The sequence below is a fragment of the Streptomyces sp. NPDC056600 genome (assembly GCF_042792855.1).
Classification (GTDB): Bacteria; Actinomycetota; Actinomycetes; order Streptomycetales; family Streptomycetaceae; genus Streptomyces.
Genome location: NZ_JBHTVQ010000074.1, coordinates 20367 through 29394 on the forward strand (window position 1 = coordinate 20367; position 9028 = coordinate 29394).

General features: G+C 73.2%; 8 protein-coding genes. All 8 read right to left on the reverse strand.

What is annotated here, in order from left to right:
- Positions 1–11: 11 nt before the first annotated feature.
- Positions 12–1127 carry an LLM class flavin-dependent oxidoreductase gene (locus tag ACFRAV_RS27535; RefSeq protein ID WP_382559225.1) on the reverse strand — a complete coding sequence of 372 codons (1116 nt, stop codon included), beginning with the start codon at positions 1125–1127 and terminating at the stop codon, positions 12–14.
- A 79-nt stretch (positions 1128–1206) separates the two neighbouring features.
- Positions 1207–2487, reverse strand: coding sequence for a sulfite oxidase (locus ACFRAV_RS27540; protein WP_382559227.1), 1281 nt, complete (start codon positions 2485–2487; stop codon positions 1207–1209).
- A gap of 56 nt (positions 2488–2543) precedes the next feature.
- Positions 2544–3986 carry an NtaA/DmoA family FMN-dependent monooxygenase gene (locus ACFRAV_RS27545; protein ID WP_382559229.1) on the reverse strand — a complete coding sequence of 481 codons (1443 nt, stop codon included), beginning with the start codon at positions 3984–3986 and terminating at the stop codon, positions 2544–2546.
- Positions 3987–4006: 20 nt separating this feature from the next.
- Positions 4007–5239 (reverse strand): LLM class flavin-dependent oxidoreductase, encoded by a 1233-nt coding sequence (locus tag ACFRAV_RS27550; RefSeq protein ID WP_382559231.1) that lies wholly within the window; start codon positions 5237–5239, stop codon positions 4007–4009.
- Positions 5240–5274: 35 nt separating this feature from the next.
- Positions 5275–6252 carry an ABC transporter substrate-binding protein gene (locus ACFRAV_RS27555; protein ID WP_382559233.1) on the reverse strand — a complete coding sequence of 326 codons (978 nt, stop codon included), beginning with the start codon at positions 6250–6252 and terminating at the stop codon, positions 5275–5277.
- Positions 6253–6308: 56 nt separating this feature from the next.
- The gene (locus tag ACFRAV_RS27560) at positions 6309–7106 is read right to left on the reverse strand and encodes an amino acid ABC transporter ATP-binding protein (RefSeq protein WP_382559235.1); all 798 of its coding nucleotides are present in this window, start codon (positions 7104–7106) and stop codon (positions 6309–6311) included.
- Positions 7103–8122, reverse strand: a complete 1020-nt coding sequence (locus ACFRAV_RS27565) for an amino acid ABC transporter permease (RefSeq protein WP_382559238.1) — start codon at positions 8120–8122, stop codon at positions 7103–7105. Before ACFRAV_RS27565 ends, ACFRAV_RS27560 begins: the two co-directional genes overlap by 4 nt.
- Before the next feature lie 66 nt (positions 8123–8188).
- A partial coding sequence (locus tag ACFRAV_RS27570) for an ABC transporter substrate-binding protein (protein ID WP_382559240.1) occupies positions 8189–9028 on the reverse strand: 840 nt, incomplete at its 5' end.

A 9028-nucleotide genomic window follows, 5' to 3' on the forward strand; every position in this document is an offset into this window, starting at 1 on the left:
CCGCGGCCGGATCACCGCGTCAGCGGGGCGAGTTCACGGACGACGCGACCGCCGTCGTCGGCGAGGACGGCGGGCCGCAGGCGGACTCCGGCGAGGCCGAGGCCGTCGCGCCGGTCCGCCAGCTCGCCGGCGAGCCGCTTCGCGGTTCCCGTGAAGACACCGGTGTCCGTCGACCACGGCTCGCCGGCGGCTGCGTCCAGCCGCCCGAGTCGGTCCTGGGCGTGGTCCTCGCTGTCCCCGAGCACGACCGCGACGTCCGCGTACACCTGGGTCTCCACGCGGTCCGGGGTGAGCGCCTCGACCTGACGGAACGCGGCGATCAGTCCGGACAACGGGTTCTCCGTGGTGGGCGTGAGGAACACCCGGTCGGCCACGGCGGCGGCGAGCCGGTAGGGCTCCAGCGCGTGGTGGGCCAGCACGGCGACCGCCGGCGGCGTCGAGACCGGCACCGTCAGCGGTCCTGCGGCCGGGTACCGCGGCTCGCCCGTGAAAGGCACCGGCCGGATGTGTCCCGGCCGCCAGAAGGCGCCGTCCTCGCCGCCCAGCGCCGTGGCCGGGAAGGTCTCCCAGAGGCGGCGCACGGCGCGCACGTGGTCCTCGGCGTCCCGGAACAGATCGCGCAGCCGCCGCGCGATCCTGGTCGGCACGTACACGTCCTGAGGCTCGAGGGCGGGTGTGGGGGCGCCTCCGACCACGGCGGCGTCACGGGCGTCCGCCGAGACCTGCGGACGCCACACCACCCGGCCGGGACCGATCGCCGCCAGGGACGCCAGCTGCGCGGCCACCTGGAACGGGGGGAAGTGCGTCACGTTGCGGGTGACGACGACCTCCGGGATGCCGGTGGTCGCCAGAAGGAGCGTGGCGACCACCACCGGGTCCAGCCGCCCGCGCACCCGGCGGCCGGTGTCGTCGGCGGCGGTGCCGAAGCGGTCGGTCCACAGGCCCAGGCCGTCCTCGAGCGTCACGAAGTCGACGCCCCCGGCGGCCGCCGCCCGGCCCCAGCCGGTCCAGTGGTCCCCGGTGAAGAGCGCGGCGGGGTCCGCTCCCGGTGCGTGCGACCACGCCGCCGGGTGCCAGCCCACGCCGTCCAGTGCGATGCCCACACGAAATGCTGTTCGGTTCGTCATGACGCGATTCCACAGGCCTCACATCGGTGTGAAGGTCAAGGGCGTCCGGGACGCGGCTCGCAGCGCGCCGGGCCCGCGGTCAGACCACGGTGACGCGGTGGCGTACCACCGCGTCGAACAGGTAGCCCTGGGTGTTGTGCGGCGTGGTCTCCGGCTGGGTGCGGCCGGCCGTGTCGGTGGCGCGGGCCAGCAGGTGCGTGGTGCCGGGCGCGGTGGGGCGCCAGGGCAGCGACCAGCGGGACCAGGCGCCGGTGCGCGGCGGGTCGTGCAGCGCGGCGGTCCGCCAGTGCGCCCCGCCGTCGGTGCTGACCTCCACCCGGGTGACGCCCCCGGCGCCGGACCACGAGCGGCCGTGCAGCACCTGTCCCTCCCCCGCCCGGAACGTCGCGTCCGGCCCCAGCTCGAAGGCGCTCTTGAGGGCTTGGACGCCGATCGGGGCGCTGCCGGTCTCGCCGTACGCGGAGCCGAACAGGCGGTAGAAGGTGGTGTTCCACGGGGAGTACAGCGGCTCGGCGGACACCTCGATGTCGCCGACCCACTTGATCGAGGCGATGCCCACCCAGGAGGGGACCAGCACCCGTACGGGGTGCCCGTGGTCGGGCGGCAGCGGCTCGCCGTTCATCTCGTGGGCGAGGATCACGTCGTCCAGCGCCTTGACCAGCGGCAGGGGGCGCCGCACCCGGCCGAGGTTCTCACCGCCGCTGACGTACTCGGCGTCCAGGCCGCGCGGCTGCACGTCCACGGCGTACGACGACAGCCCGGCCCGTCGCAGCACGTCGCCCAGGCGTACGCCGCGCCAGCGGGCGACCCCGATCGCCCCGAGGCCCCACGGGGTGCCGCTCACCGTCTGACCCTGCTGGGTGGCGTAGTTGCCGCGCCCGTTGCCCGCGCACTCCACGAAGGCGACCCGGCTGACGGAGGGCAGCGCGCGCAGGTCGTCGTAGCCGAACTCGACGGGGCGGTCCTGGCCGGGGGTTCCGCGCAGTCCGTCGCCCCACAGCCGCAGCCGCCAGCCGTCGGCGTCGATCAGCGGGGTGGAGGTGTGGTTGCGGACGAAGAACAGCTCGTTGGGCGTGTGGTACCCGGTGCCCCGCAGGGCCTCCCAGCGCGTCTCGGCGTTGGTCCCGTGCCGGACGAACGCCTCGGCCGGCAGCGGCTTCACGATGGTGTCGGCGGCGTGCGCGGCCGGGGCGGGGGCGAGGGCGGGCAGCGCGGCGCCGGCGCCGGCGGCCGCCAGCAGGGTGAGCAGGTGGCGGCGGGACACTCCCTCCGCCTTGGCGTCACCGGCGAGCCACTGGCGCAGTCTTCGGCGGTCGTAGGCGGCCTCGTGACGATCGGCCGGGCGGGGTCCGGGTGGCATGGTGCTCCTCTGTGTCGTGAGGGGGGACGAGCAGGTGGTGACGGTGGGAGGGGTGGTCAGAGGGCGCCTGTCCGGGCCCCGTGACCGGCGCCGTCCGCGGCCTCGGGACCGGCGCCGGGGCGGGCGTCGCGGCGGGTGTCGGGGTGGGCGAGGCCTAGGTGGTCGCGGAGGGTGGTCCCCTCGTACTCGGTGCGGAAGACGCCGCGTTCCTGCAGCAGCGGCACCACCGTGTCGGCGAAGCCGTCCAGGCCGCCGGGGACCAGGTGCGGCACCAGGATGAAGCCGTCGGCGGCGTCCGCCTGGACGAACTCGTCCAGGGCGCGGGCGACGGTCTGCGGGGAGCCGACGAACGTCTGCCGGTTGCCGGTGTGGATGACCAGGTCCCGGATGGACCAGTGGTTGGCCTCGGCCAGCTCCCGCCATCGGCGGGCGGTGGCGACCGGGTCGCGGTACATCCGCACCTGGGCCCGTCCGCGGGCCACCGTGTGCTCGCCGACGACGGGATCGACGTCCGGCAGCGGCCCGTCCGGGTCGTAGCCGGACAGGTCGCGGTTCCAGACGAACTCCAGGTGGCGCAGCGCGGTGGCGCCGCTGACCTGCTGCCGGCGCACCTGCCGGGCGTGTTCGGCCGCCTCCTCGTCGGTGTCGCCGAGCACGAAGGTGGCGGAGGGAAGGATCAGCAGTTGCTCGTGGGTGCGTCCGTACCGGGCCAGGCGCCGTTTGACGTCGGCGTAGAAGGCCTTGCCCTCGTCCAGCGTGCCGTAGCGGCTGAAGATGGCGTCGGCGGAGGAGGCGGCGAACTCACGGCCTTCGTCGGAGTCCCCGGCCTGGAAGATCACCGGCCGGCCCTGGGGGCTGCGGGGGACGTCGAACCGTCCCTCGATGGTGAACTCCTCGCCCTTGTGGGCGAAGGCGCCCGCCCCGGGCTCCCGCAGGAACCGGCCGCTCTCCTGGTCGGCGAGGATCTCGTCCCCGCGCCAGGAGTCGAAGAGCTCGGTGGCGGTGGCGAGGAACTCCTTGGCACGGGCGTACCTGCGGGACTCCGGCAGGAAGCCGCCGCGGCGGAAGTTCTCACCGGTGAAGGCGTCCCAGGAGGTGACCACGTTCCATGCCACGCGTCCGTCGGTGAGGTGGTCCAGGCTCGCGAACTGCCGCGCCACCTCGTAGGGCTCGTTGAAGGTGGAGTTGATGGTGCCGGTCAGGCCGATCCGCTCGGTGACGGCGGCGAGGGCGGCCAGCACGGTGAAGGTGTCCGGACGGCCGACGACGTCCAGGTCGTAGATGTGGCCGCCGTGTTCGCGCAGGCGCAGGCCCTCGGCGAGGAACAGGAAGTCGAACTTGGCGCGTTCGGCGGTGCGCGCGAGGTGGACGAAGGAGCTGAAGTCGATCTGGCTCCCGGAATCCGGGTCGCTCCAGACGGTGGTGTTGTTGACTCCCGGGAAGTGCGCGGCGAGGTGGATCTGCTTGCGGGCGGTGCCGGCCCGGCCGGTGGCGCTCATGGTGGGCGGTCTCCTTCCGGTCAGGCGGTGGACGCGTAGCGGCTTGCGGGGCGGGCGAGTCCGAGCAGCCCGCGCAGGGTGCCGGCCTCGTAGGCGCGGCGGAAGACGTCGCGTCCCCGCAGCTCGGCAACCAGACCGCGGGTGATCGCGGGCAGGTCGTGGGCGGCGACCGCGGGGCGCAGCCGGTAGCCGCCGAGGCCGCCCTCGCGCCAGTGCAGCAGCAGGTCGGCGAGCTGGGCGGGGGTGCCGGTGAAGATCTCCGCGTCGGAGGTGTACTCCTCACCGGCCAGGTCGTCGAGCCGGTCGCGGCGGGCGGCCGCCCGCGCCGGGGTCTCGTCGAGGAAGACCACGAGGTCGCCGAAGACGTGGAGGGGTTCGCCCTCCCGTCCGGCGGCCGCCTGCTCGGCGCGGATCTCGCCGACGATGCCGCGGGCGTCATCCACGTCGTGCGGGGTGACGTAGCCGATGTCGGCGGAGCGGGCCACCAGCCGGTAGGGCACGGTGGCGTGGGCGAGGGCGGTCACCAGGGGCTGTCCCTGGGGCGGACGGGGCGTGATGGAGGGGCCCTTGACGCTGAAGTGGCGTCCGCGGAAGTCGATGTAGTGCACCTTGTCCCGGTCGATGAAGCGGCCGGTGGCGACGTCGCGGATCTCCGCGTCGTCCTCCCAGCTGTCCCAGAGCCTGCGCGTCACCTCGACGTGATCGGCGGCCTCGTCGAAGAGGTCCTCGACGACCCCGTCGGGCCCGGCGGTGCCGGGGCCTGCCGGCAGCTCCAGGGGCGGGATGTCCCGGCGGCCGAAGTGCGCCGTCTCGTCGAGACGGGCGGACACCTTCACGCGGAGACCCGCCCGTCCGCCGCTCACATGGTCGAGGGTGGCGATCGCCTTGGAGATGTGGAACGGCTCCGTGTGCGTCGCCACCACGGTCGGGACCAGCCCTATGTGCCGGGTCAGCGGCGCCACGCGCGCCGCGGTCAGCACCGCGTCGAGCCGGCCGCGCACCTGGTCGGTGCGGTCGTCCCTGCGGGTGGGGTGCGAGGACTGCTGCGCGAGCCCGTCCTCGAGGGTGACGAAGTCGAGCAGCCCCCGTTCGGCCTCGGCCACCAGTTCCGCCCAGTAGCGGGCGCTCAGGAGCCGGCGGGGAGCGGCCTCCGGCTCCCGCCAGGCGGCGGGGTGCCAGCCCGCGCCGTCCAGGGCGACGGCGAGCCGCAGGGGTTCGGGGAGGGACGCGGGGTCGGTGGACGGCGCGGGCATGGCGGTACCTTCCTGTCGGGCCTGGCGGGTGGGTGCTACTGGTTGGTCTTCGGCAGGCCCGGCGGGTTGATCTCCGACTTCCCGACCGCCTCGCCGGACAGCCCCCACCGCTCCAGAACCTGGGCGTAGGCGCCGTTGCGGATGACCTCCGCCAGCGCGGCGTGGAGCGCCTTCACCAGGCCGTTGTCCTTCTTGGTGGTGGCGGCGATCAGGCCCTGGAGGGTGGCGCCGCCGCCCGAGTACGTCCCGACGATCTCGGTCTTCCCCGCCGAGGCGACGTGGTAGGAGGCGGTGGGGCTCGGGCCGAGCCAGAGGTCGATGCGCCCGGACTCCAGCGCGAGGTAGGTGTCCGCCTGGGCCTTGTAGTACGCGATGTCGACGGGTTCCAGACCGGCCTTCTCGGCCTTCTCGCTCCACTCGACCAGGATCTTCTCCTGGTTGGTGCCGGTGTCCACGGCGACCTTCCGCCCGGCCACGTCACGGAACCCGCGGATCTTCAGGCCGCTGCCCTTGCGGGCCTCGAAGGCGAGGTCGTCCTTGCGGTAACTGGCGAAGTCGTACTTCTCCTTGCGCTCCTCGGTGACGGTGATGTTGCTGAAGCCGACGTCGTACTTGCCGCTGTCCAGGCCGACGAAGATGTTCTCCCAGGAGACCGCGGTGTACCGGGGCTCCAGTCCGAGGACGCCGGCGACCAAATGGGCGATGTCGATCTCCACCCCGATGCGGGTCTTGTCGTCGGTGGCGTAGAAGCCCAGCGGCGCGGAGCTGTCGGCGGAGCCGACGATCTCCAGCGTTCCGCGGTCGCGGATCGCCTTGGGCACCAGGGCGGCCGCCGCGTCCACCTTCTCGGTGGTGACACGCTTCTGGTCGGGCGAGTTGTTGATCTTGGTGGTGCCGGATCCCTTGGGGTCCCGCACCTCCGTGGAGCCCCCGTCGTCGGGGTTGGCGCAGGCGGACAGCGCGACGCCGGTGACGAGGGAGAGGGCGAAGGTGCGGCGGTTGATGGGGGCCATGGCGGGCGGGACTCCTCGGATGGTGGCAGGACGGGGCGGGACTGCGGTGGAAGAGGTCAGAGCACCTTGGACAGGAAGGCGCGGGTGCGCAGGTGGCGGGGACGGTCGAGCACCTCGGAGGGCGTTCCCTGTTCGACGACGACGCCGTCGTCCATGAACACGACCCGGTCGGCCGCCTCCCGGGCGAAGCCGATCTCGTGGGTCACCACGACCATGGTGGTTCCGGTGCGGGCGAGGTCCTTGATGACGTCGAGGACCTCGCCGACCAGTTCGGGGTCGAGCGCGGAGGTCGGCTCGTCGAAGAGCAGCACCTTGGGCTCCAGGGCGAGGGCACGGGCGATCGCCACCCGCTGCTGCTGGCCTCCGGAGAGCTGGCGGGGATAGGCGTCCGCCTTGTCGGCGAGGCCGACCCGGTCGAGGAGCCTCCCGGCGGCGGCCACGGCCTCCTTGCGCGGCCGGCGCAGCGCGGAGACCGGCGCCTCGATCAGGTTCTCCAGCACCGTCAGGTGCGGGAAGAGGTTGAAGTTCTGGAACACGAACCCGATCCGGGTCCGCTGCCGCAGGACGTCTTTCTCCTTGAGCTCGTACAGCTTGTCGCCGCGGCGGCGGTAGCCGACGAGTTCGCCGTCGACGCTGATCCAGCCCTGGTCGACCTTCTCCAGGTGGTTGATCGTCCGCAGCAGGGTGGACTTGCCGGAGCCGGAGGGCCCGAGGACCACGGTCACCTCGCCGGCCCGCACCGAGAGGTCCACGCCCCGCAGCACCTCCAGCTGGCCGAAGCTCTTGCGGACGCCGCGGACGTCCAGCATCACCGGCCCCGCCTCCGGCTCGAGGGTGTGCGCACTGTCGGTCATGGGGTGCCTCCGGGGCGTCCGTGGGAGTCGCGGGCGACCGGACCCGCCCCGGCGGCGCGCAGGGTCCGCACCAGCCGACGGGCCCGCTGCAGCGGGGTGGGGGGCGGGGTGCGGTCGGCGCCGCGGGCGAAGCGGCGCTCCAGGTAGTACTGGGCAATGCTGAGCAGCGAGGTCAGGAAGACGTACCAGGCGGTGGCCACCATCAGCATCGGGATCACCCGGCCGTTGCGGCCGTAGACCACCTGCACCTGGTAGAAGAGCTCGCCGATGGCCATCACGTAGACCACCGAGGTGCCCTTGAGCAGGCCGACGACCTCGTTGCCGGCGGTGGGCAGGATCGCCCGCATGGCCTGGGGCAGCACGATCCTCCGCACCTGGCGCGCCCGGGGGATGCCCAGCGCCGCGGCGGCCTCCAGCTGCCCGCCGTCGACGGCCAGCACGCCACCGCGCACGATCTCGGCGGCGTAGGCCGCCTGGTGCAGGGAGAGCCCGATGAGCGCGGCGCCCATGGTGCCGATCAGTGCGTTGCTGTCCACCGACCACAGCACCGGCCCGAACGGCACGCCCACGCCCAGCTCCCGGTACAGGGCACCGAGGTTGAACCAGAACACCAGCTGGACGATCATGGGGATGGATCGGAAGATCCACACGTACGTCCAGGCCACCGTGCGCAGCACGGGACTGCGGGACAACCGCATGAAGGCCAGCAGCGCGCCCATCAGGAACCCCAGCACGGTGGCGAACGCCACGAGCTGCAGGGTGACGCCGACCGCCTCGACGATGGTCTCGGACAGGACGTAGGAGAGGAACACCTCCCACTCCCAGACCGGGTTGGTCAGCAGGCCGTGGGCGAACTGCGCGCACAGCACCAGCACGGCCACGACCGCCGCCCACCGCCAGGGGTGGCGTGCGGGGACGACCGTGAGACCGGCCAGGGGGTCGGCGGCCGGCGGGGCCTCCTGGCCGCCGCCCGGCACGGCCGCGCGGGTGGGCGCGGAGTCGGTGGTGAATCCCATGGGTCGTGTTCCGATCGGTGAGGTCGTGCCGGCGGGCCGGTGGGACGGTCCGCCGGCAGAGGGCGTTCAGCGCTGCTCGGGAGGGTTGATCCGTGACTTCTCGATGGCGGACTCGGTGGTGCCCCACTTCTTGAGGATCCGGGCGTAGGTCCCGTCGGCGATCAGCTCGTCGACCGCCGCCCGGAAGGCGGGCGTCAGGGGCGACCCCTTGCGGAAGGCGAAGCCGACGTCCAGCCGGTGGTACTCGCCGAGGAAGCGGGTCCCCGCCGCGGGCTGCGCGGCCTGGTACCTCAGGCCGTTGATGGTCGACATGACGACGTCGATCCGGCCCTGCTGGAGCGCCGTGACCACGGCGCCGTTCTCGGAGTACACCTTGACGTCGTAGGGCTCGCGTCCGGCCTTCGCGCACACGCCCTTGTTCTCCTCCAGGGTGGCCTCGAAGGTGGTGCCCGCCCCGGTGCCGACCGTCAGGCCGCACAGTTCGGCCAGGTCCTCGACCTTCCCCTTGACGCCGGTGCTGCCCTTGCGCACGGCGAAGCCCTGGCCGTCGTTGATGTAGGTGACGAAGTCGATGGTCCTCAGGCGTTCCTCGGTGACGCCGAAGTTGCCGGTGCCCAGGTCGTACTTGCCGCTGGACAGGGCGGGCAGGATCGTCTCGAAGGACGCGTCCTGGCGCTGGAGCCGGAGGCCGAGCACACGGGCGGCCGCCTCGGCGATGTCGATGTCCTGGCCCGCGGGGGGCCGGTCCTGCCCGTTCGGGTAGTAGGCGGCGGGCGGGGACCCGATCGAACTGCCGATCCGCAGCGTGCCCTTGGCCCGTACATCGGCGGGGAGCAGGGCGGCGATCGACTCCACCTCGCGCACCGCGGCCACCGGGTCGTCGGCGGGGGCGGGCGAGCCCGCCCC